Annotated in this window: 22 protein-coding genes, 1 pseudogene and 1 other annotated feature; of the genes and pseudogenes, 12 read left to right on the top strand and 11 right to left on the bottom strand. The window is 53.5% G+C overall.

All coding sequences use genetic code 11. From position 1 onward, the window contains the following. Positions 1-34: 34 nt before the first annotated feature. The gene (locus tag GKAS_RS02320; RefSeq protein WP_035891882.1) at positions 35-349 is read left to right on the top strand and encodes a PTS sugar transporter subunit IIB; all 315 of its coding nucleotides are present in this window, start codon (positions 35-37) and stop codon (positions 347-349) included. A gap of 238 nt (positions 350-587) precedes the next feature. Here GKAS_RS02320 and GKAS_RS02315 read toward each other — a convergent pair whose 3' ends face one another. Continuing rightward, positions 588-1853, bottom strand: a complete 1266-nt coding sequence (locus GKAS_RS02315) for a maltoporin (RefSeq protein WP_035891865.1) — start codon at positions 1851-1853, stop codon at positions 588-590. Positions 1854-2122: 269 nt separating this feature from the next. Here GKAS_RS02315 and GKAS_RS02310 point away from each other — a divergent pair, with 269 nt between their 5' ends. The 3 genes from GKAS_RS02310 to ykgO all read left to right on the top strand — a co-directional run bounded on the left by GKAS_RS02310 (position 2123) and on the right by ykgO (position 3720). Beyond that, complete coding sequence (locus GKAS_RS02310; protein ID WP_035891864.1) at positions 2123-3196, top strand: LacI family DNA-binding transcriptional regulator; 1074 nt, start codon at positions 2123-2125, stop codon at positions 3194-3196. A gap of 120 nt (positions 3197-3316) precedes the next feature. After that, positions 3317-3580, top strand: a complete 264-nt coding sequence (locus GKAS_RS02305) for a type B 50S ribosomal protein L31 (RefSeq protein ID WP_035891863.1) — start codon at positions 3317-3319, stop codon at positions 3578-3580. Beyond that, positions 3580-3720 (top strand): type B 50S ribosomal protein L36, encoded by a 141-nt coding sequence (ykgO, locus tag GKAS_RS02300; RefSeq protein ID WP_003859006.1) that lies wholly within the window; start codon positions 3580-3582, stop codon positions 3718-3720. Before GKAS_RS02305 ends, ykgO begins: the two co-directional genes overlap by 1 nt. On the opposite strand, the gene GKAS_RS02295 is transcribed toward ykgO, so the two are convergent. Then, positions 3717-4427 carry a GNAT family N-acetyltransferase gene (locus GKAS_RS02295; protein WP_035891862.1) on the bottom strand — a complete coding sequence of 237 codons (711 nt, stop codon included), beginning with the start codon at positions 4425-4427 and terminating at the stop codon, positions 3717-3719. The two genes, ykgO and GKAS_RS02295, sit on opposite strands and share 4 nt — an antisense overlap. Before the next feature lie 104 nt (positions 4428-4531). Between GKAS_RS02295 and pdxR the strand changes: the two genes are divergently transcribed. Beyond that, positions 4532-5983, top strand: coding sequence for a MocR-like pyridoxine biosynthesis transcription factor PdxR (gene pdxR, locus GKAS_RS02290; RefSeq protein WP_035891861.1), 1452 nt, complete (start codon positions 4532-4534; stop codon positions 5981-5983). On the opposite strand, the gene GKAS_RS02285 is transcribed toward pdxR, so the two are convergent. The 6 genes and pseudogenes from GKAS_RS02285 to acrA form a co-directional block, all read right to left on the bottom strand. Further along, positions 5958-6428: a YlaC family protein gene (locus tag GKAS_RS02285; protein ID WP_035891860.1), complete on the bottom strand. Its 471-nt coding sequence runs from the start codon at positions 6426-6428 to the stop codon at positions 5958-5960. The genes pdxR and GKAS_RS02285 overlap by 26 nt on opposite strands. Before the next feature lie 105 nt (positions 6429-6533). Then, the gene (gene maa / locus GKAS_RS02280; RefSeq protein ID WP_035891859.1) at positions 6534-7088 is read right to left on the bottom strand and encodes a maltose O-acetyltransferase; all 555 of its coding nucleotides are present in this window, start codon (positions 7086-7088) and stop codon (positions 6534-6536) included. A 138-nt stretch (positions 7089-7226) separates the two neighbouring features. Continuing rightward, positions 7227-7445: an HHA domain-containing protein gene (locus GKAS_RS02275; RefSeq protein WP_035891858.1), complete on the bottom strand. Its 219-nt coding sequence runs from the start codon at positions 7443-7445 to the stop codon at positions 7227-7229. A gap of 25 nt (positions 7446-7470) precedes the next feature. Further along, positions 7471-7845 (bottom strand): Hha toxicity modulator TomB, encoded by a 375-nt coding sequence (tomB, locus tag GKAS_RS02270; protein ID WP_035891857.1) that lies wholly within the window; start codon positions 7843-7845, stop codon positions 7471-7473. Positions 7846-8363: 518 nt separating this feature from the next. Further along, a pseudogene (gene acrB, locus GKAS_RS02265) lies at positions 8364-11506 on the bottom strand (multidrug efflux RND transporter permease subunit AcrB). 22 nt (positions 11507-11528) lie between these two features. Then, complete coding sequence (gene acrA / locus GKAS_RS02260) at positions 11529-12725, bottom strand: multidrug efflux RND transporter periplasmic adaptor subunit AcrA (protein ID WP_035891856.1); 1197 nt, start codon at positions 12723-12725, stop codon at positions 11529-11531. A gap of 142 nt (positions 12726-12867) precedes the next feature. Here acrA and acrR point away from each other — a divergent pair, with 142 nt between their 5' ends. Continuing rightward, positions 12868-13536, top strand: coding sequence for a multidrug efflux transporter transcriptional repressor AcrR (gene acrR, locus GKAS_RS02255; protein ID WP_035891855.1), 669 nt, complete (start codon positions 12868-12870; stop codon positions 13534-13536). 102 nt (positions 13537-13638) lie between these two features. Continuing rightward, positions 13639-16989, top strand: coding sequence for a mechanosensitive channel MscK (mscK, locus tag GKAS_RS02250; protein ID WP_035891854.1), 3351 nt, complete (start codon positions 13639-13641; stop codon positions 16987-16989). A 31-nt stretch (positions 16990-17020) separates the two neighbouring features. Here mscK and GKAS_RS02245 read toward each other — a convergent pair whose 3' ends face one another. The 3 genes from GKAS_RS02245 to priC form a co-directional block, all read right to left on the bottom strand. Continuing rightward, a complete protein-coding gene (locus tag GKAS_RS02245) occupies positions 17021-17959 on the bottom strand; it encodes an Rpn family recombination-promoting nuclease/putative transposase (protein ID WP_035891853.1) in 939 nt (312 codons plus the stop codon). 82 nt (positions 17960-18041) lie between these two features. Next, entirely contained in the window at positions 18042-18200 is a 159-nt protein-coding gene (rsmS, locus tag GKAS_RS23570; protein WP_072011333.1) for a pleiotropic regulatory protein RsmS, read from the bottom strand. A gap of 12 nt (positions 18201-18212) precedes the next feature. Next, positions 18213-18740, bottom strand: a complete 528-nt coding sequence (gene priC / locus GKAS_RS02240) for a primosomal replication protein N'' (RefSeq protein WP_035891851.1) — start codon at positions 18738-18740, stop codon at positions 18213-18215. Between the two features lie 67 nt (positions 18741-18807). Here priC and GKAS_RS02235 point away from each other — a divergent pair, with 67 nt between their 5' ends. The 5 genes from GKAS_RS02235 to recR all read left to right on the top strand — a co-directional run bounded on the left by GKAS_RS02235 (position 18808) and on the right by recR (position 22917). Beyond that, entirely contained in the window at positions 18808-19185 is a 378-nt protein-coding gene (locus tag GKAS_RS02235) for a DUF454 family protein (RefSeq protein ID WP_035891849.1), read from the top strand. 149 nt (positions 19186-19334) lie between these two features. After that, positions 19335-19886 carry an adenine phosphoribosyltransferase gene (gene apt, locus GKAS_RS02230; RefSeq protein WP_035891847.1) on the top strand — a complete coding sequence of 184 codons (552 nt, stop codon included), beginning with the start codon at positions 19335-19337 and terminating at the stop codon, positions 19884-19886. Between the two features lie 92 nt (positions 19887-19978). Then, on the top strand, positions 19979-21922 hold the full coding sequence (dnaX, locus tag GKAS_RS02225) for a DNA polymerase III subunit gamma/tau (protein ID WP_035891845.1): 1944 nt from the start codon (positions 19979-19981) through the stop codon (positions 21920-21922). Next, positions 21252-21316, top strand: a sequence feature (DnaX frameshifting element). Its footprint overlaps the gene before it by 65 nt. 57 nt (positions 21923-21979) lie before the next feature. Beyond that, entirely contained in the window at positions 21980-22312 is a 333-nt protein-coding gene (locus tag GKAS_RS02220; protein WP_035891844.1) for a YbaB/EbfC family nucleoid-associated protein, read from the top strand. Beyond that, on the top strand, positions 22312-22917 hold the full coding sequence (gene recR / locus GKAS_RS02215) for a recombination mediator RecR (RefSeq protein ID WP_035891842.1): 606 nt from the start codon (positions 22312-22314) through the stop codon (positions 22915-22917). The genes GKAS_RS02220 and recR overlap by 1 nt, the downstream gene beginning before the upstream one ends. Positions 22918-22926: the final 9 nt, after the last annotated feature.

The raw sequence follows: 22926 nt of genomic DNA, 5'->3' as shown, positions 1-22926 counted from the left end.
TTTTACCTCTGTAGATAATCAAGGAGCGTCGATGATGGTCAGCCTTAAATCCTTCCTGCACTACTTCTCCCAGCCTAAACCGTCGGTGCCATTAAGCGCCAGTGAGCAACAGCAAATTCAGCGTCTGATTAGCGCGTTTGGCGGTCAGAATAATATTGAAAATGTTGATGCCTGTATTACGCGACTGCGCGTCACGGTCAAAGATCTGTCCGTTGTAGATTCTCAGGCGTTGCAGAATGAAGGTGCGCTGGGGGTTATTATTCTGGGGCAGCAGGTTCACGCTATATTTGGCAAGCAATCTGATGCATTGCGTCAGTTATTAGATGAACACTTTGCTGGCAATAAATAAATCGTTTTATATTGTTTGTTGAGACAACCGGCGTGCCGGCCTACAAATGATGGTATTAAGACCCTGATTTAATATCGGGGTTTTTTATTATCTGTACGATAAAAAAAGGGATAACCTAATAATAGCGTTATCCCCAAGGCCAGATGATAGAAACAATAATGGAGTGGCAAATATAAAATTGGCGCAAATAAAAAAAGATAGAATTAGGGCAAAACAATGACTCAGTCAGGTTAACGCATTACCACCAGGCTTCCACCTGTACGCCGAAGTTCCAGGTATCGCTGGCGGTGCCGTCGTTAAAGGCATTGCCCTGCTCGGAATCATTCAGGTAAGAGGCAAAGACGCGCAGTTCCGGACGAGACATAAAGTCAGGGCCATCTGCCAGGCCTAACGCGATAGTGTATTTCTCACCGCTCTGCTTATAGTGGCTGCCGTTGGTGTAGGAGTCTTTCTGGTAGAAGCCACCCACTTCACCGATTAAACGCACATATTCGGTGAACTGATACTGCGCGCGGCCAACCAGCGAGACCAGACGCGATTTATCGGTGTACTCGGTGGTGTTATCCGCCGAACCGTAGGTCAGCACGTGGTTGAGAGAGAACTTGTCGGTAATTGGAATCAGACCGGTGTTGATAACACGGTAGCCGGTGGCATCGTTGACGTAGTTCCACATGTCGTACCAACCACCGCCCTGAGAGACCATGTTCTGTGCCAGACCTTTGTTGGCATACTGCAGCACCAGCTTGTTATAGCCGCCAAACATATCCTGGCTAATTTCGCCGGTCAGCATTACGCCGTTATCGGCATCATACAGGCCACCATAATCTTTCTGTTTGTCGGTTGGGTTCGGCATGGCGTAGTCGATACCGAATTCGGTCCAGGCGCCGCTCCACGGTTTCCAGCCCGCATAGCGAAGGTCAATGTAGTTGATGTTGACGTCGTTATCGCCGTCAACGCGATAGTCGACATCGTTGGCATCGCCGCGGATCCAAGCTACTGAGACTGCGCCTGGGCCAACGGTGTAGTTTTCGATCCCGGCGCCGGAGCCGGAAATATTCCAGTATTTAGTATCGATGATGTGCAGGTCGTGGCGCTGGTAATAGCGTTTCCCGCCCCAGATAACCGCATTCGGATCGCCCGGGACAAGCCCTTTAATCTGCAGGTTTAACTGACGTAAACCAAACTGCGCATCGTCACCGAGGGTGGTTTCGTTATCGTTTGAACCGTCGGAGACCATGCTGACCATTGAGTCCAGATAGAAACTGACATCGTTTTTCTTATACACCTCAGAGCCTAATTCAAGCTCACCATAGGTGTCGGCTTCGTTTCCCAGACGGCCGAGTTTGTTCTTTTGCCATTCTTGCATTCCGCCATCGCTAGAAACCCCTACGCCGGAGCGGAGGTAGCCATGGAAATCAATAGGAACTGACGTTGCCGCCAGCAGAGAAGATGAAGTCAGCGCAGTAGCCAACGCAATTGAAAGCGTGCGTAGGGTTGTTTTCATTATTATCCTCGTTTTGTTTTGTAGTACGTTCACATAACGTGTGTAATAAAATGCCTAAATGTAAAAACTGGCAAACATTTGATCGCTGATGTGTGATTAACTGCAAATAAATTAGCCATTTTTGGTTGGGTGTGTAAGACGGTTCTTATTGTATGGCTATGTGAGCGTATTTCTTTTTTGTGTTATCGTATGCCATAAATCAGGTCGGTAGACGTTTTTTGGGATGACCCCTGTTACAATCTAGCGATAACAACATAAGGAACCGGACGATGAAGTCTAAAAGCGCAACTTTGGAAGACGTTGCTCGCCATGCGGGTGTCTCCTACCAGACTGTGTCCAGGGTACTCAATAAATCTGCCAATGTATCCGAAGCCACACGCCACAAGGTGGAGAAATCCATCGAGGTACTCCGCTATGTCCCAAACCGACTTGCCCAGCAGCTGGTTGGCAAGACCAGTCATACCCTTGGACTGGTGACCACTTCACTGGCGCTGCATGCGCCTTCTCAGGTTGCGGCAGCGGTGAAACGCTACGCAAATGTGGAGGGGTATCAGGTACTGATTTCGATGATTGATGAGAGCGTCAATCATAGTATTCAGGATTCGATCAACGAACTGAAATCACAGCTGGTGAGTAAAGTGATTATCAACGTGCCATTAGAGACCGAAATGGCGCAGAAAATCGCAGATGATAACGATGATATCGTCTGTCTTTTCCTCGACGTTGATCCCTATAGTTCGGTGTATAACGTTTCGTTCAACCCGGCAGATGGCACGCGTGCTAGCGTGAAATATTTGTATGAGTCGGGTCATCGGGAGATGGCGATTCTGGCCGGGCCGGTGAGCTCTGTCTCTGCCAACCTGCGTTTGAGAAGCTGGCTGGATACGCTCAGCAGCTATGGCCTGAAGCCGGTGACCGTGCTGCACGGCAACTGGGATGCGCAAAGCGGCTACGCCTGCGCGCTGCAAATGCTGCGCGAAACCCCGGATTTCTCGGCGGTGCTGGTGGGTAACGATCAGATGGCGTTAGGGGTACTGAGCGCATTTCATCAGCATCAGGTGGCGATCCCAGGCGAAAAGTCGGTGATTGGTTACGATGACACTTATGAAAGCTCGTTTTTCTATCCGGCGCTGACCACCGTGTCGCTTGACCTCGACCTGCAAGGCAAAGAGGCGGTACGCCGTATTCTTGAAAGCGACGATAACGCTTCGTCACGGACTTCATCCATCCTCCCGGCCCGCCTTGTCGTGCGCCATTCTACCGGTGCGAAGGTGGAGCAGGGCAAAGATATGCAGGCGATTGCCGAGCAGCTGCGCGCCATTGCGCATCAGCTCAGCCGCTAACCTCTCTTGCCGAAGTGCGGTCTGCACTTCGGCTATACCCATTTAAAATGTAGGGTTGCAAAGCGCTTTTTGACGGCGTATCGTAATTGTTATGTTATAACATATGATATCGAGGGCCAGATGAAAGCCAATATCCATCCTCATTACCGCACCGTGGTGTTTCATGACACCAGCGCCAACGAGTACTTCAAAGTGGGCTCGACCATTAAAACCGACCGGGAAATTGAGCTGGAAGGTGTGACATATCCGTATGTCACGATTGATGTGTCGTCCAAATCGCACCCGTATTACACCGGGAAGCAGAGAACGGCCTCCACCGAGGGCAGCGTGGCGCGCTTCAGCCAGCGTTTTGGTCGCTTTATTGATGTGAAACGAGGTTCATAATGCAGGTACTTAACTCATTGCGCAGCGCCAAACAGCGCCACCCGGATTGCCAGATCGTGAAACGTAAAGGGCGACTGTACGTTATCTGCAAGTCAAACCCTCGCTTTAAGGCCGTTCAGGGGCGCAAGAAGCGCCGTTAAGCGGACAACTCTCGCAGTGACTCCAGGGAGTGGAGTTGCTTGCCGTCGGCACTAAAATTGTCGGCGGCAAGCCATTTCTGAAATGCCCCATTCAAGGCTGGCCACTCGCCGTCGATAATCGAAAACCAGTCGGTATCGCGGTTATGGCCTTTAATCACCAGCGCCTGCCGAAAATGACCCTCAAACTGAAATCCTAAACGCAGTGCGGCCTTGCGGGAAGGTTCATTCAGACTGTTGCACTTCCATTCGTAGCGACGATAGCCCAGCGTTTCAAAGGCGTAGCGCATAAGCAACCACTGCGCTTCCGTAGAGGCGCGGGTTCTGCTTAACAACGGTGAGAAGTGGACGTGACCGACTTCCATGACCCCATGATTCGGGTCGATGCGCATCAGCGCCAGCGAGCCCACGGGTTGATTCGTTCGTTGGTCTATCACCGCAAAGTGCAGTGGATCCTGTAGCGCTTCGACGCTGGCGACCCACTGACGATACTCTTCAACCGAACTTTCTGGCTCGCGCAGCAACCACGTCCAGTTGCGGGTATCGGTTGCCTGCCGGTGTGCGGTAAACAGGGCATCGGCGTGCTGAAGGCTTAGCGGCTCAAGGCGGCAGTATTGCCCTTTCAGAACCACCCGCTCAGGATGTGGACGTGGCTGCCAATCCGGCAGGGCGTCGCCGATTAACTGACCAAATTGATTCAGCTGACTCATAACCTCTCCTTAGGGAAAATAAACAATACGCTGAGCGTAGGGGTTTACTGGTTCCGTAAAAAGTGCCACCAGGTTATATTTTTATGGTACCACGAGGAGATGAGATGAATATTCCCGACGATCCCTTTTTTACCTTGCTATCCCGCTCGCTTCAGATGCGCGGCAAAGAGACACTTCAACGCAGCCTGTATGCCGCGTTGCGAGAGGCCATTATGCAAGGACAGCTACAGGCGCAGAGCTGGCTTCCTGGGTCGCGGGTTATCGCTGAACGGCTACAGATTTCTCGCAATACGGTGAACGCTGCTTTGGAACAGTTGGCGATGGAAGGGTATCTTCGCCGGGACCGCCAGGGTTCTCGAGTGGCGTCGTTACCGCAGTCAGTGAGTATTGATGGTGCCGTGCTGGAGCGGGTAACGCTGCCATCACGCTTACAGCGACTACCGCAGATTTCGCCGCGCGACACGCCACCGCTGCTGTTCACGCCGGGCACGCCAGCCATTAACTATTTTCCATTACCGCTCTGGAGGCGGTTGCTCAACCGCGTCCTGCGTGAAGAGGGGAGTTCACTGTTGGGCTATGGCGATGCGGCAGGCGAGTGGCCGCTACGGGTCGCGATAGCCCGACATCTTGCGTTATCGCGCGGGATTGACTGCGACGCTCGGCAAATTGTCATCACCGAAGGGGCGCTGGAAGGGGTAAATCTGTGTACGCATTTGCTGAGTGAGCCAGGCCAGACTGCCTGGGTCGAGGACCCGGGTTATTTTGGCGCTAAAAGCGCCTTTCTGGCCGCAGGGCTACAGGTAGAAGCCGTTTCGGTCGACGGTGAAGGGATGCAAATCCCGCCGGACTTAACGCCGCCGACGATGATTTTTACCTCACCTTCGCATCAGTATCCTACCGGCAGCGTACTGAGCGCCACGAGACGCCTGGCGCTGCTGGACTATGCTCGTCAGCACGGGGCCTGGATAGTCGAAGATGACTATGACAGTGAGTTTCGCTTTAGCGGCGAACCGATACCAGCGATGCGAGGTATGGTGGATAACGCCCCTGTGGTCTACCTGGGGACCTTCAGCAAGACGCTGTTTCCATCGTTACGCATTGGGTTTATGGTGCTGCCGTCGATGCTGGTTGAGGCCGCTCAGCCAGCTATACGTGCGCTATTACGCGGCGGACACCGTGCCGAGCAACGCGCGTTGGCCTGCTTTATTGAAGAGGGGCACTATGCTCGCCATCTGGCGGCAATGCGGCGACTTTACCGTAAGAGACAGGCGCAGTTACAGGAAACACTGGAGCAGGAACTGATCGTTCCCCATCAGTTGATGGCAGGAGAAGGGGGGCTGCATATGACGGTGGTGATTGAAGGGATTGATGACGTGGAGCTGGTGCGGCAAGCGCGTTTACACCAGATGGCACCCAGCGCGCTCAGTACGTTCTATCTTGACCGCCAGAAGGCGAAATCAGGGCTGGTGCTGGGTTATGGTAATACGTCCGCATCGCAGTTTACGACGGCGATACGGACGTTACAGCGTCTTATTGCGCCGCTTCGGCGCGAGTAAGGGTAAACACATCGTAAAACGACAGTTCGCCCTTGGTTGAAACCATTTTTTGCAGCTGGGCCTTGGCCTGGACATCCACGCAGGCAGAGTTCAGGATCCGCTCGATGAGCTGTTTTGGCACAAAGCGGGTGTTGTACCACTCGCCGTTGTAGCAGACGCGGAAATCGAGCACATCGATATCTTCATAGCGGTAGCGCGGATAAACATCGAAAAAGAAGAAGCCGTTCAGCAGCGCAAACAGCAGCCAGAGTAGCCAGACCGTATCAGCCAGGGTCTCAGAACGCATCATGACCACCAACGTGGCGAAGAACGCGGCGTACATGGCGATAAAGAGGCCGGGATGGTTACGGATAAAGCTGATGCTAAAGCGCGGTCGATTATCGCGCTTTTCAGTGGCGTTCAGTTCATCAATGGTTTGCGTGAGTAATCGCTGGATCTCTGACATCTTTTGCTCGGCAACGAGGGGCGGAATAGCCTATTGTATGTTGCGTCAATCAATACGAAAAGTAACAGATCGGTTGCAAAAAAGCATAACAGTCAGCGTCTGTTATCAGGACAACATTTTGATGATTCTTGCAGGGTTGCCGCCAACAACGGCGTTTGCTGGAACAGCTTTCACCACGACTGCGCCAGAAGCAATAACCACGTTATCACCAATGGTGACGCCAGGGTTAATGACCGCTCGCCCGCCAATCCATACGTTGTGACCGATGGTGACCGGCTTTCCGTATTCTATGCCGCTGTTACGTTCTGTGGCATCAAGCGGATGGGTGGCGGTGTAGATATGCACGCCCGGGGCCAGCATGCAGTTATCGCCGATATGAATAGGGCAGACATCAAGCATTACGCAGTCAAAATTAGCGTAGAAGTTGGCACCAAGATGAATATTGTAGCCGTAGTCGCAGCGGAATGTCGGTTCAATATAGGCATCGTGTGTTGTGCCCAATAGTTCGGCCAATAGCGCGTGACGTTCGGCTTTTTCATCCGGTCCGGTGTGGTTATACCGATGAATAAGTTGCCTGGCGCGCATTCGGTCTGCTTTAAGCGTATCGTCAGCCGGGCGATAAACATCACCGGCAATCATTTTGCGTTTTTCTTCACTCATGGGGCCTCCCTGTACTGGAAGCCATCACCATAGAAGGCGAATGATGTTTTGGGAACGTTCCCTTTTTATCGTTGTGACCACAATCACAGATATTGTTCAGATCGGAAAAAGTGGGTACGTGCCTGTAATGAATAAAGATTAACGGATGAACTTCCAGACGGTCGAAGGAATTTTGTCGTACAATTTATTCATGGTTAACTCGGCCAGACGATGATCGGCTGCTGAGTAAAATACCGCCAGTTCGTTATCGGACAATTCATATTTATTTTTTTCAATGACACGCTCCAGCGTATCAATTGACTGACAGCGTCTTAGGCGCATCAAATAATCAGTTTTAGTTAATGGTTTATCAGACATAATTCACCTAATGATTGTAATAATTTTAACAAGAGAGGCTAACAGGGTTAGCTCGGCTAGCGTTGACGAAACAGCGGAAAAGTTTGTTCCCTGACTTACGCCATTTTTGCAGGTCGCTGCTATTAATGCCGTAGTTACTGAACAACATAAAAGTATCATCCAGATATTCGTCGATCTGTGCAATCAATTTATTATCTTCGTCGTACTTAATTTTATAATTAAGTGCAAACGTTGCAATATGTTCAATCAGCTCATTAAGCTGCAGGTTAACCGCCGAGGTAGGGTCATTCACCCAGCCATGGTTGCTCTCTTCAAGCGTGACAAGACAGTCATGATACAGGGTTTCACAAAGAAACTTAAGCTGTGCGATATCGTGTCTTTTTGGTGAGTATTCGTCCATAACGCATCCCCTTATCGCAGTTCAAACAACGAGTAAAAAATACCGGTGCGGGATGGGTACTACTGGGTAACCTGAAACATGCACGTGTTCCTGATCTGCTGTAACTATAATCTACTCCGCAAAAGATTTCACCGAGCTATTACGAAAAATTACAATTAAGTCTCAAATGGTTAGTCTGTTTATAAACGACACCCATCCAGAAAGGCGTTAATGCCTTACCTTCTCATACTTTAGTTTGATAAAGAGAGCATTCAAAGAGTTAGACCACGACAACGTCGTTTCGTGCGTTTAATGGTCATAGGAATATTCTTAATTTGCTTCTGTTTTGGGCTTTTTTTGGGATTATTCGAAATTACTTAAAGATAAATCTCAATTAAATCGGAAATGTGAGGGTATTTAAATTTCGGTTGATAAAAGGTATCAATTGTTTTCGTGGTGATTAAAAAATAAACACTCCGCAAAAGTGAACGGCGGGAATAAAAAAGGGCCGCAATTGCGGCCCTTTCTATAGCATAGCTTTAGTGATGCTCTACCTTATGGCTGTGCTCGACGTCTTCGCTTTTACGACTGAAACGACGACGTACAACCACGAAGAACACCGGTACGAAGAAGATGGCCAGAACGGTTGCTGTCACCATCCCGCCCATTACGCCGGTACCAACGGCGTTCTGTGCACCAGAGCCTGCACCAGAGCTGATAACCAGCGGCATAACGCCGAGGATAAACGCCAGTGAGGTCATCAGGATTGGACGCAGACGCATACGTACCGCCTCCAGCGTCGCTTCAATCAGCCCTTTGCCTTCTTTGTCCATCAGGTCTTTGGCGAATTCAACGATTAATATCGCGTTCTTCGCCGACAGGCCAATGGTGGTCAACAGGCCCACCTGGAAGTAAACGTCGTTCGTTAATCCGCGAAGCGTAGCGGCCAACAGCGCACCAACAACCCCCAGTGGAACCACCAGCATAACCGAGAACGGAATAGACCAGCTCTCGTACAGTGCTGCCAGACACAGGAAGACGACAATCAGCGAGATAGCGTACAGGGCAGGGGCCTGGTTACCGGACAGACGTTCCTGGTAGGACATGCCCGTCCAGTCGTAGCCGATACCCGCAGGCAGTTTGCCCGCCAGCTCTTCCATCATGTTCATGGCTTCACCGGTACTCTTACCTTCCGCTGCCTGACCCAGGATTTCCATGGATGGCAGACCGTTGTAACGTTCCAGACGTGGTGAACCGTATTCCCAACGTGAGGTGGAGAATGCGGAGAACGGCACCATCTGACCATCACTACCGCGAACGTACCATTTGCCAATATCTTCCGGCAGCATACGGTATTTCGCTTCAGACATCAGGTACACCTTCTTCACACGACCGCGGTCGATGAAGTCGTTGACGTAGCTACCGCCCCAGGCCGTGCCGAGAGTGGTATTGATGTCGCTGATGGAAATAACGCCTGAGCTTTTTCCTGGTCGATATCAATTTTGAACTGCGGCGTATCTTCCAGGCCGTTAGGACGCACGCCGGTCAGCACGTCAGGGTGCTGGGCAATCATCCCGAACAGCTGGTTACGCGCCTGGGTCAGTTTTTCATGTCCCAGACCTGCCTGGTCGATCAGCTGGAAGTCGAAGCCGGTAGCGGTACCCAGTTCTACGATAGCTGGCAGGTTAAAGGCGAACACCATCGCATCTTTAATCGTCGAGAAATAGCCCATCGCACGACCGGTAATCGCTTCAACTTTGTTTTCAGCGCCCGGACGTTCACTCCAGTCTTTCAACGACACGAAGGCGATACCGGTGTTCTGGCCGCGACCCGCGAAGCCGAAGCCGTTTACGGCAAAGACGGATTCAACGTTGTCCTTCTCTTTGGTGAGATAGTAGTTGGTCATCTCATCCAGCACTTTCTGCGTACGTTCCTGGGTCGCACCGGCAGGCAGCTGCGCCATGCTCAGGAATACGCCCTGGTCTTCGTCCGGTAAGAAGGAGCTTGGCAGACGCACGAACAGGTACGCCATACCGACAACGATGATCAGATACAGCAGCAGATAACGACCGGTGCTGCGCAGAATGTTGCCTACGCTATCGGTGTAATGGTGCGTGCTCTTCTCGAACATGTTGTTGAACCAGCCGAAGAAGCCTTTGGTAGATCCGTGGCTGCCTTTGGCGATTGGTTTCAGCATGGTGGCACACAGTGCCGGCGTCAGGATCAACGCTACCAGTACCGACAGCGCCATCGCGGAAACGATGGTGATAGAGAACTGGCGATAAATTGCCCCGGTAGAACCACCGAAGAAGGCCATCGGGATAAATACCGCTGACAGCACCATCGCGATACCGACCAGTGCGCCCTGAATCTGGCCCATGGACTTACGCGTGGCTTCTTTCGGCGGTAGCCCTTCTTCGGCCATGACACGCTCAACGTTCTCGACCACCACGATGGCGTCATCCACCAGAAGCCCGATGGCGAGCACCATCCCGAACATCGTTAGGGTGTTTATCGAGAAGCCAAACGCGGCAAGCACCGCAAAGGTCCCGAGCAGTACCACCGGCACCGCGATAGTTGGAATCAACGTCGCGCGGAAGTTCTGCAGGAACAGGTACATCACCAGGAACACCAGGATGATCGCTTCGACCAGCGTTTTCACCACTTCGTGAATCGAGATCTTAACGAACGGCGTGGTGTCATATGGGTAAACGATTTTCAGCCCTGACGGGAAGAACGGCTCCATTTTCGCCAGTTCAGCGCGAATAGCATTCGCGGTGTCCAGGGCGTTTGCGCCGGTTGCCAGTTTAATACCCAGACCGGAAGCCGGCTGACCGTTAAACTTCGCCACCACGTCATAGCTTTCGCCGCCGAGTTCAATTTTCGCCACGTCGCGCAGGCGAACCTGAGAACCGTCCTGGTTAACCTTCAGCAGAATGTTGCCAAACTCTTCGGTATTCGTCAGACGGGTCTGTGCCACGATAGAGGCGTTCAGCTGCTGGCCAGGTACAGGCGGCGTACCACCTAACTGACCTGCTGCAACCTGGGCGTTCTGCGCTTTCAGCGCGCTAATAACATCCACCGGCGTCAACTGGAAGTTGTTCAGTTTGTTCGGGTCCATCCAGATACGCATAGCGTACTGGGAACCGAACAGCTGAACGTCGCCCACGCCGCTAGTACGGCTGATGGCGTCCTTCATGTTGGCCGCAACGTAGTCCGAAATATCGTCCTGGTTCATGGTGCCGTTGGTGTTGATAACACCAACAACCATCAGGAAGCTGCTGGAGGCTTTCTCAACGCTGATACCCTGCTGCTGAACTTCCTGCGGCAGAAGCGGCGTCGCCAGAGCGAGCTTGTTCTGTACCTGAACCTGTGCGATGTCCGGATCGGTACCGGATTCGAAGGTCAGGGTAATGGTTGCGGTACCGGTGGAGTCGCCGTTGGAGGACATGTACATCAGGTGATCGATACCGTTCATGTTCTGTTCGATAACCTGAGTTACTGTGTTCTGCACCGTTTCGGCGTCAGCACCGGGGTACATGGCCGTGATCGAAATCGCAGGCGGCGCAATCGTCGGATATTGCGCTACCGGCAATTTGAGGATCGATAGCCCCCCAGCCAGCATGATAATAATGGCGATCACCCACGCAAATATCGGGCGATCGATAAAGAAATTAGGCATGTCTTAACGGCTCCTGTTTAAGTTAAGACTTGGTTTGTTCTGACTGAGCGGCGCCAGCGGCAGCTTGCTGTTTATCGTCAGAAGTGACTTCCTGGGCTTTAACCTGCACGCCCGGTTTCACTTTTTGCAGACCGCTGATAATCACGCGATCGCCGTCTTTCAAACCATCCGTAACCAGCCACTTGTCGCCAATCGCCTGACTTGCAACGATCTGACGAACTTCAACTTTATCGCCTTCACCCACAACCATGGCGCTCGCATCGCCACGCGGCGTACGGGTCACACCCTGCTGAGGAACCAGCAGCGCGGTTGGGTTGGTCCCTTCTTCCAGACGTGCGCGAACGAACATGCCCGGCAGCAGCGTATGGTCAGGGTTCGGGAAGATAGCGCGCAGCGTGATAGAACCGGTGGTCTGGTCAACGGTGACATCAGAGAACTCTAACGTCCCGCTCTGCGGATACTTGATACCGTCGTTGGTTACCAGGTCCACTTTCGCTTTACCGTTTTCCTGTCTCAGTTTGCCGTCTGCCAGCTCCTGCTTCAGGCGCAGGAAATCATTGCTGGACTGGGTCACATCCACATAGATAGGGTCGAGCTGTTGAACGGTAGCCAGTGCGGTTGTTTGACCGTTTTGTACCAGCGCCCCTTCGGTGACCGCAGATTTACCAATGCGTCCGCTGATAGGTGAGGTCACTTTGGTATAAGCCAGGTTGATTCGCGCGGTTTCGACGGCAGCTTTGGCGGCCAGAACGGCGGCGTTAGCCTGCTGTGCATCCGCAACGGCGGTATCGTAATCCTGGCGGCTGATGTACTGAGTACCCAGCAGTTTGGAGTAACGATTAACCGTCAGTTTGGCGATATTGGCAGCCGCTTCCGCTTTCGCTAAGTCACCTTTCGCGCTTTCGTAGGTGGCTTGATAGGTTGCCGGATCAATCTGATAGAGCGACTCGCCCGCCTTGATGTCGCCACCTTCGATAAAGTTGCGCTTCAGAATGATCCCGCTGACCTGCGGGCGAACTTCTGCGACACGATAGGCGTTGGTGCGGCCTGGCAGTTCCGTCGTGATTACAAGAGGTTCAGATTTGAGCGTCACTACGCCAACTTCTGGCGCGTGTTGACCTCCTTGCTGAGCTGGTTTGTCGTCACATCCTGTTAGCGCTAAGCTGCCTGAGAGCATCAGAACGACCGCCAGAGGCGTTAACCCTCTGTTTTTGTTCATATGTAAACCTCGAGTGTCCGATTTCAAATTGATCAATGGAACAAGCGTCCACAAACCCATTGCTGCGTTTGTATTATCGTCATACTATGGTACATACATTCATAAATGTATGTAAATCTAACCCCTGTAAATTCACCGACCTATGGCACGAAAAACCAAAGAAGAGGCGCTGGCTACGCGTCAGCACATACTGGATGTCGCCCTACGGTTGTTCTCACAGCAGGGGGTATCATCCACCTCACTCGCCGAGATTGCAAAAGCGGCTGGGGTGACGCGCGGCGCAATTTACTGGCATTTTAAGGATAAGTCGGATCTCTTTAATGAAATCTGGGCGTTATCAGAGTCCAGCATAGGCGATCTTGAAATTGAGTATCGGGCAAAATTCCCCGGTGATCCACTCTCAGTTTTGAGAGAAATCCTCGTTTACATTCTAGTTGCCACAGTTATCGAAGAGCGCCGACGATTGATGATGGAAATTATTTTCCACAAATGTGAGTTTGTCGGTGAAATGGCTGTAGTGCAACAGGCTCAGCGTAATTTATGTTTGGAAAGTTACGATAGAATTGAACAGACGTTAAATGACTGTGTCACGGCGAAAGTTTTACCGGCAAATTTGTTAAGCCGCCGGGCGGCAATCTTAACCCGCAGCTATATCTCCGGGCTAATGGAAAACTGGCTGTTTGCGCCGAACTCTTTCGACCTGCGGGCCGAGGCGGAGTCCTACGTGGCTATTCTGCTTGAAATGTACCAATTTTGCCCAACGCTACGCGGTGAAAAAAACCTCCCTTCTTCTGAGGATTACCAGGAATAATCCTGGTTTCCCTGGCTATTCGCCTGTTGCCAGAAGTGCTATTCTGCGCAGGTATTTATCTCCGGCGTACCGCCGGCTTTAGCCACCACACATGTTAAGATTATGCTGCATAACATCCGCCCTCGGGCCACGATCTCTGCATTTCTCATTATTGCTGTCTGTTTTGTGCTGTCTATCGCCGCGGTACAAGCCCGCGCGCTGAACGGCACCGATATTCCTGACCGTACTGACGTTCAGGACCAGCTTAGCGCGCTGAACAATAAAAAAGACCTGACGCCTCAGGAGAAGTTAGTTCAGCAGGATCTGACAGAAACGCTGCAGCTACTTGATAAAATCGACAGCGTTAAGGCTGAAAGCACTCAGCTACAAAAACAGATTGAACAGGCGCCCATTAAGCTGCGCCAGGCTACCGACAATCTGAATGACATCAGCGATGTTGATAACGATGATGAGACGCGTAAAACGCTGAGCACCCTGTCACTGCGCCAGCTTGAAGCCCGCGTGTCGCAGGCGGTGGATGATTTACAGAATGCGCAAAACGACCTGGCCACCTATAACAGCCAGCTCGTCTCCCTGCAAACCCAGCCTGAACGCGTGCAGAACGCGATGAACTCTGCCTCGCAGCAGTTGCTACAGGTGCGTAACAGCCTGAATAGCAGCACCGTCGGCGACGGTCTGCGTCCTACCCAGCAGACCATGTTGCAGGTGCAAAAAACGCTGCTTGACGCTGAGATTGAGCTTCAGCGTAAGAGCCTGGCTGGTAACACGGTATTGCAGGACTCTTTGCAGAAGCAGCGCGACTACGTGACCGCCTACAGCACCCGGCTTGAGCATCAGCTTCAGCTGTTGCAGGAAGCGGTCAACAGTAAGCGCCTGATGCTGTCGGAAAAAACCGCCGCCGAGAATGCCTCTCCGGAAGAGACCGCTCGTATTCAGGGTAACCCGCTGGTGAAGCAGGAGCTCGAAATCAACCATCAGTTGAGCCAGAAACTGATTACCGCAACGGAAAGCGGTAACCAATTGGTGCAACAGAATATCAGGGTGAAAACCTGGCTTGACCGCGCATTGCAGTCTGAGCGTAACGTCAAAGAGCAGATTGCAGTGCTCAAGGGCAGCTTGCTGCTGTCGCGTATTCTCTATCAGCAGCAGCAGACGCTACCGTCCGCGGATGAGCTGGAGGATATGACTACCCGCATCGCCGACCTGCGCCTCGAGCAGTTCGAGATTAACCAGCAGCGCGATACCCTGTTCCAGAGCGATGATTTTGTCGCCAAGCTGGAAGAGGGGCACAGCAGTGAAGTCGATAGCGAAGTGCACGATGCGCTACTGCAAATCGTCGACGCGCGCCGCGAAATGCTGGACCTGATTAACAAACAGCTGGGTAATCAGCTGATGATGGCTATCAACCTGCAGATTAATCAGCAGCAGTTGATGAGCGTCTCCAAAAGCCTGAAATCGATTCTGACCCAACAAATCTTCTGGGTGAACAGCAACAAGCCAATGGACTGGGATTGGATTAAATCCTTCCCTGAAGCGCTGAAAAGCCAGTTCAAGTCGATGAAAATCACCGTGAACTGGGAGAAAGCGTGGCCGGCTGTGTTTGTCGCCTTCCTCGCCGGGCTTCCGCTGCTGCTGATTGCCGGGTTGATTCGCTGGCGACTTCAGTGGTTGCGTAATTACCAGGATAAGCTCGGCGATCAGGTTGGCAATCTGCGTAACGACAGCCAGCTGCATACGCCGAAGGCCATTCTCATCGACCTCATCCGTGCGCTCCCGGTGGTACTGATCATTCTGGCGATTGGCCTGATTCTGTTGACCATGCAGCTTAACATCAGCGCACTGCTGTGGGCGTTCAGTAAAAAACTGGCCATCTTCTGGCTGGTCTTTGGCCTGTGCTGGAAGGTGCTGGAGAAAAACGGCGTGGCCGTGCGCCACTTTAATATGCCGGAACAGCTGACCAGCCATTGGCGTCGCCAGATCGTGCGTATTAGCCTCGCGCTGCTGCCGCTACATTTCTGGTCTGTGGTGTCTGAGCTCTCTCCTCTGAACCTGATGGATGACGTGCTGGGACAGTTCGTTATCCTGCTTAATTTGTTGGTTATCGCGGTGCTGACGTGGCCGATGTGCCGTGAAAGCTGGCGCGATAAAGAGTCCCACAGCTTACGCCTGCTCACGGTGACGGTGTTGTCGCTGGTGCCGCTCGGTTTGATGGTACTGACCGCAACGGGGTATTTCTACACCACTCTGCGTCTCTCTGGCCGCTGGATTGAAACCGTTTATCTGGTTATTTTCTGGAACCTGCTTTACCAGACGGTGCTGCGCGGCCTGAGCGTGGCGGCGCGCCGTATTGCCTATCGTCGTGCGGTTGCGCGTCGCCAGAATCTGGTGAAAGAGGGGGCTGAAGGGGCTGAACCGCAGGAAGAACCGACGATTGCGCTGGAGCAAATCAACCAGCAAACGCTGCGCATCACTATGCTGGTGATGGTGGCGCTATTTGGCGTGATGTTCTGGGCTATCTGGTCTGACTTAATCACCGTGTTCAGCTACCTCGATAGCATTACGCTCTGGCACTACAACGGCACCGAAGCGGGCGCCAGCGTGGTGAAAGATGTCACCATGGGCAGCCTGCTGTTTGCCATTATTGCCTCGATGGTGGCCTGGGCACTGATTCGCAACTTACCGGGTCTGCTGGAAGTGCTGGTGCTTTCACGGCTGAACATGCGTCAGGGGGCTTCGTACGCGATTACCACGATTCTGAACTACGCGATTATCGCCGTTGGCGCGATGACCGTGTTTGGTTCACTTGGCGTGTCGTGGGATAAATTGCAGTGGCTCGCCGCTGCGCTGTCGGTAGGTCTGGGTTTTGGCTTACAGGAAATCTTCGGGAACTTCGTTTCCGGCCTGATTATTCTTTTTGAACGCCCGGTGCGTATTGGCGACACGGTTACCATTGGCACCTTCTCGGGGACGGTAAGTAAGATTCGTATCCGTGCTACCACGATTACCGACTTTGACCGCAAAGAGGTGATTATCCCGAACAAAGCGTTTGTGACCGAGCGCCTTATCAACTGGTCGTTGAGCGATACCACTACGCGCGTTGTGATCCGTCTTGGCGTAGCCTACGGCTCCGACCTCGATAAGGTGAAAAGAGTGCTGCTGCAAGCGGCGACCAGCCACCCGAAAGTGATGCATGACCCGGAACCGTCGGTCTTCTTTACCACGTTTGGCGCCAGCACGCTGGATCACGAACTGCGCCTGTACGTGCGCGAGCTGCGTGACCGTAGCTATACCGTCGATGAGCTGAACCGCACTATCGATCGTCTGTGCCGCGAAAACGACATCAACATCGCCTTCAACCAGCTCGAAGTGCATCTGCACAATGAGAAAGGGGATGTGGTGACGGAAGTGAAGCGTGACGGTAAAACCGATGGCCAGGATTTGGTTGCGGATTAAGACTGAAAAGGGCGGCGAAAGCCGCCCTTATTTATTCCGCTTTTGCCGCCAGGAGGTCGTCTTCGCTTAACCCAGTAAGCTGCTGAACTAATGTTGCAGCCAGCCCGGCGTTTAGCATATTCAGCGCAATCTTTTGCGCTTCATCACGACGGCCTAGCGCTTCTCCTTGCTCTATTCCTTGTTCGATTCCCTGAACAATGCCTTTCTTTCGTCCCTCTTCGGCCAACCATTCGGCGATGGTCATCAGCTGCTCCTTATGCTGTGGTGAATATTGCGCTAATGTGCAGAGTAACGCTTCCGGATGAGATGTACTACCTGCTTGTAGCATATAGGTGAGCAGCGCCTCGAGCTGTGACGGTGTGAGCCAATTCTCTATCAGCAAAGCTCCCAGCTGTTCTTGTAAAGAAGCCAGGTCGCGCTGACGAATATGCTTAAACAACAGCTCCAGCATGGCCATGCGCTGGTGAGCCATGATCTCGCTATCGGGCATTACGGTGATATCAACGAGAGGAAAGTCCTCTGTGTATAGACGGTGTGCCAGCGCGGCGTTGTCAAATAATTCAAGCCAGTTCATACGGTATGGCCAGGGGCTGACACTGCCGTGATAAAACAGCATCGGGATGACCAACGGCAGCGTGCTGTGGCCCGCGTCGAGATGCTGCTGTATGGCAGAGAGCGTATAGCGCATCAGGCGAAAGGGCATCAGTTTATCCGGTGTGCTTTGGTGCTCAATCAGCACATAGATATAGCCGGGCCCATCGCGGGTTTGCAATGAGTAGAGGATATCGGAATAGCTGGCGCGCAGATTTTCTTCGACAAAGCTCCCAGAGGCCAACTGCAGCGTTTCAAGTTTGCACTGTGCCAGCAGTTCACCTGGAAGGTGAGCCTGTAAGAAATCCCTCGCTATCGCTTTATGGCGTAAGAACTGCTTAAAAATAGCGTCGTGTGGCGTTGCCGAATAGATATTCATGATGTTCCGTCATCGAGTTTCCTGGGCGAGGAGAAGAATGTGCCACAGGCGATGACGGTGATGCCGCCGATGATTTTACGTTTTACGTGTCATCTTCCACGTTTTTTAACTTGTTGATGTAATCTTTGCGCACCATCTCCAGCGCGCTCAGCACTACTTCCGGCGCAATTTCATTGCTCTCCAGCAGCTCAATCAGATCCACTGCCAGTTTGACATCATCCGGGGCGCTTTCCAGCGACATAGTTTCTCCTTGTCAGCGCGTCATGCGCGCCAGTATGCGTTCAATATCTTCCAGCGCCTGACGGCAGCGACTGAGACGGCCATCAAAGGCGGTAATTTCACGGGCCAGACGCTGCTGGTCGTCAAGCGTCGTCGCCTGCTGATACTGTTGTTGGCGCTGCTGCTTCATTTCCAGCAGCCGACGTTCAAAATCCTGCGTTTCCAGCCGCTTACGTTGCCAGCGACGCAGGCCGGGCGAGGGGCTATCCCAGACGCGCAGCGACCAGGCCTCGCTCTCACGGCTGATAGCCTCAATCTGTGCCGCCAGCCGCTCAGCAAGCCAGGCTACCTGCGGCAATTGCTGCTGTTCAACGGCGTGCTTAAGCTCTTCGAGATGAGCATGTGCTTCATCGAGATAGGCCTGCATTTTCGTACTACGCGTCTGGAAAAGCTGGCGGTCAAAGCGCGCGCTCAGCGTGGCATGCGCGGCAAGCGGCGCAATACGCGTCTGAAGCCGGGCAAGCTGTTGTTCCAGCGTTTGTAAAAGCTGCGCCGTTTTCACCGGATTCTCCCCTTGATGGTTATCGGCTATGCTAGAGTAGCAGACTCATTTGATAACGATTCGCATTATGCAGCGTACTATTTTAATCATTATTGGCTGGTTGGCGGTAGTCCTTGGCACCATTGGCGTGGTATTGCCGCTGCTGCCGACGACGCCGTTTATTCTGCTCGCCGCCTGGTGCTTTGCGCGTTCTTCGCCGCGCTTTCACCATTGGCTGCTGTATCGTTCCTGGTTTGGCGGCTATTTACGCCACTGGCAGCGCTATAAAGCCATGTCGCCAGGCGCTAAACCACGGGCGATTATGGTGATTTTACTGACCTTTGGCGTTTCGCTGTGGCTGGTCAACATGCTGTGGGTACGACTGCTGTTGCTGGCGATTCTTTGTGGCTTGTTGGTTTTCCTCTGGCGCATTCCGGTGGTTGATGCAGAACAACAAAACGGGTGAACCGCATTTATGGTGTTGCAATTCTACGAATGAGCCAGTAAATTCTGGCGTTTTCGAGCACAGGCGCGCCCGGTTAAAAGTTAACCAATTGTGATTTTTAGCCCGTTTTGCTCGCCTTGAGTAACACTGTTTCAATTAGGCACAAACCTATGACCGCAACTGCACAGCAGCTTGAATATCTGAAGAACAGCATCCAGAGCATCCAGGACTATCCAAAACCTGGCATTCTTTTCCGCGATGTCACCAGCTTACTGGAAGACCCGAAAGCCTACGCGCTCAGCATTGAACTGCTGGTCGAGAAGTACAAAGACGCCGGCATCACCAAAGTCGTGGGCACCGAAGCGCGTGGTTTCCTGTTTGGCGCGCCGGTCGCGCTGGCCATGGGCGTAGGTTTTGTCCCGGTGCGTAAACCGCGCAAGCTGCCGCGTGAAACGATCGCCGAAAGCTACGAGCTGGAGTACGGCACTGATCAGCTGGAGATCCACGTTGATGCGATCAAAGCTGGCGATAAAGTACTGGTGGTCGACGATCTGCTGGCAACCGGTGGGACTATCGAAGCGACGGTTAAACTGATCCGTCGTCTGGGTGGCGAAGTGCACGATGCGGCCTTCATCATCAACCTGTTCGATCTGGGCGGCGAGCAGCGTCTGGAAAAACAGGGCATCACCAGCTACAGCCTGGTGAATTTCCCGGGCCACTAAGCATTTCCCGATACATAGCCTCGCCTGCCCGGCGGGGCTGTGATAGCATTACTCCCTCGTGAATCCACCTTCCAGCGTTTCAGAGCCTGCCAATGAGTTATCAGGTCTTAGCCCGAAAATGGCGCCCACAAACCTTTGCTGACGTCGTCGGCCAGGAACATGTGCTGACCGCACTGGCGAACGGCTTATCGTTAGGGCGCATTCATCACGCATACCTTTTTTCCGGCACCCGTGGTGTGGGGAAAACCTCTATCGCCCGTTTGCTGGCGAAGGGGCTTAACTGCGAAACCGGCATTACCGCCACGCCGTGCGGCGTGTGTGATAACTGCCGCGAAATCGAGCAGGGGCGTTTTGTCGATCTAATTGAGATCGATGCCGCCTCGCGAACCAAAGTCGAAGATACCCGTGACCTGCTGGATAACGTCCAGTACGCGCCCGCCCGCGGCCGCTTTAAGGTCTATCTTATCGACGAAGTGCACATGCTCTCCCGTCACAGCTTTAACGCCTTGTTAAAAACGCTGGAGGAGCCGCCTGCGCACGTCAAATTCCTGCTGGCGACCACCGATCCGCAAAAGCTGCCGGTCACTATTTTGTCTCGCTGCCTGCAGTTCCACCTGAAGGCGCTGGACGTTGAGCAGATTCGTCATCAGCTTGAGCATATCCTTAATGAAGAGCATATCGCCCATGAACCTCGTGCCCTGCAGCTGCTGGCGCGCGCGGCGGACGGTAGCCTGCGCGATGCGTTAAGCCTTACCGATCAGGCAATTGCCAGCGGTGAAGGCCAGCTCACCACCGCGTCGGTCAGCGAGATGCTCGGCACGTTGGACGACGATCAGGCGCTGTCGCTGATTGAAGCGCTGGTGGCCGCCAACGGCGAGCGAACGATGGAGCTGGTCAACGATGCTGCACTGCGCGGCGTTGATTGGGAAGCGTTACTGATTGAGATGCAAAGCCTGCTACACCGTATTGCGATGGTGCAGTTGTCGCCTGCGGCGCTTGGCAGCGATATGGCCGCCGTTGAACAGCGGATGCGCAACCTCGCACGTACCGTGCCGCCAACTGACGTTCAGCTGTACTACCAGACGATGCTGATTGGCCGCAAAGAGCTGCCGTATGCACCCGATCGTCGTATGGGCATCGAAATGACGCTGCTGCGCGCGCTGGCGTTCCATCCGAATGCACCGCTGCCGGAGCCGGAAAGGCCCCAGCAGACGTTTGCGCCGGCCAATGCGCCAATGATGCAACAGCAGCAACCGCAACAGCAGCCGATGCCCGCATCGGCACCGATTACCCCGCCGCCTGCTGCGCCGTTACCGGATTCCACCAATCAGGTGCTGGCCGCGCGTCGTCAATTGCAGCAGAGCAATCCGGGAGTAAACACCCCAAAAAAGAGTGAACCGGCAGCCGCTTCCCGCGCGCGGCCGGTGAACAGTGCTGCGCTGGAAAGACTGGCCTCGGTAACCGAACGCGTTCAGGCGCGCCCGGAACCGTCGGCGTTAACCAAGCCGGCAGCGAAAAAAGAGGCTTACCGCTGGAAAGCGACCACGCCTGCTGAAGAAGTGAAAAAAGAAGAAATCGCCACGCCGAAAGCGCTGAAGAAAGCGCTGGAGCATGAGAAAACGCCTGAACTGGCGGCCAAGCTGGCGGCGGAATCTTTAGAACGTGACCCGTGGGCGGCAGAGGTGAGCCAGATGGCGTTACCGAAGCTCGTTGAGCAGGTTGCGCTCAACGCGTGGAAAGAACAAAACGGTAACGCCGTGTGCCTGCATCTGCGTCCTACGCAGCGGCACCTCAATTCGCCCGGCGCGCAGCAAAAGCTGACCGAAGCGCTGAGCACTTTATACGGCGCGCCTGTTGAATTGACCATCGTGGAAGATGATAATCCGGCGGTGCGTACGCCGCTGGAGTGGCGACAGGCAATCTATGAAGAGAAGCTCGCGCAGGCGCGCGAGTCGATTATCGCGGATAATAACATTCAGACGCTGCGCCGATTCTTCGACGCGGACCTGGATGAAGAGAGCATCCGCCCCATTTGACCGCAAGCGCTGCTTACGGTCGTTATTGTTTAACGTGACCTACTGAGAGAGAAGCCTATGTTTGGTGGTAAAGGCGGTCTGGGTAACCTGATGAAACAGGCCCAGCAGATGCAAGACAAAATGCAGAAAATGCAGGAAGAAATCGCCCAGCTGGAAGTTACCGGCGAATCTGGCGCAGGTCTGGTCAAAGTGACCATCAACGGCGCGCACAACTGCCGTCGCGTTGAAATCGACCCAAGCCTGCTGGAAGACGACAAAGAGATGCTGGAAGATCTGGTTGCTGCGGCGTTCAACGATGCGGCGCGCCGTATTGATGAAACCCAGAAAGAAAAAATGGCCTCTGTATCCTCCGGTATGCAGCTGCCACCAGGCTTCAAGATGCCGTTCTGATGCAAACCAGTCCGCTGTTAACTCAGCTGATGGAAGCGTTGCGCTGTCTGCCGGGCGTTGGCCCGAAGTCGGCGCAGCGCATGGCGTTTACCCTGCTGCAGCGCGACCGCAGCGGCGGGATGCGTCTGGCGCAGGCCTTAACCCGCGCAATGTCGGAAATCGGTCACTGTGCCGATTGCCGCACCTTCACCGAGCAGGAGGTGTGCAACATCTGCTCGAACCCGCGTCGCCAGGAAAACGGTCAAATCTGCGTGGTGGAGAGTCCTGCGGACATCTACGCCATTGAGCAGACCGGGCAGTTCTCCGGCCGCTACTTCGTGCTGATGGGGCACCTGTCGCCGTTAGACGGCATCGGCCCGGACGATATCGGACTTGACCGCCTTGAGCAGCGTCTGGAAACGGAGCAGCTCACGGAAATTATTCTCGCCACCAACCCAACGGTGGAAGGGGAAGCCACGGCCAACTATATCGCCGAGCTTTGCGCGCAATATGGCGTTGAAGCCAGCCGCATCGCCCACGGCGTGCCGGTAGGCGGTGAGCTGGAAATGGTCGACGGCACCACGCTGTCGCACTCGCTGGCCGGTCGCCATAAGATTCGTTTTTAATCAATCGAG

The sequence above is a fragment of the Kluyvera ascorbata ATCC 33433 genome, from assembly GCF_000735365.1.
In the GTDB taxonomy this organism is placed as follows: Bacteria; Pseudomonadota; Gammaproteobacteria; order Enterobacterales; family Enterobacteriaceae; genus Kluyvera; species Kluyvera ascorbata.
The sequence above is the reverse complement of the archived record's forward strand: the minus strand, read 5'-3'. Positions and strand labels throughout refer to the sequence as shown.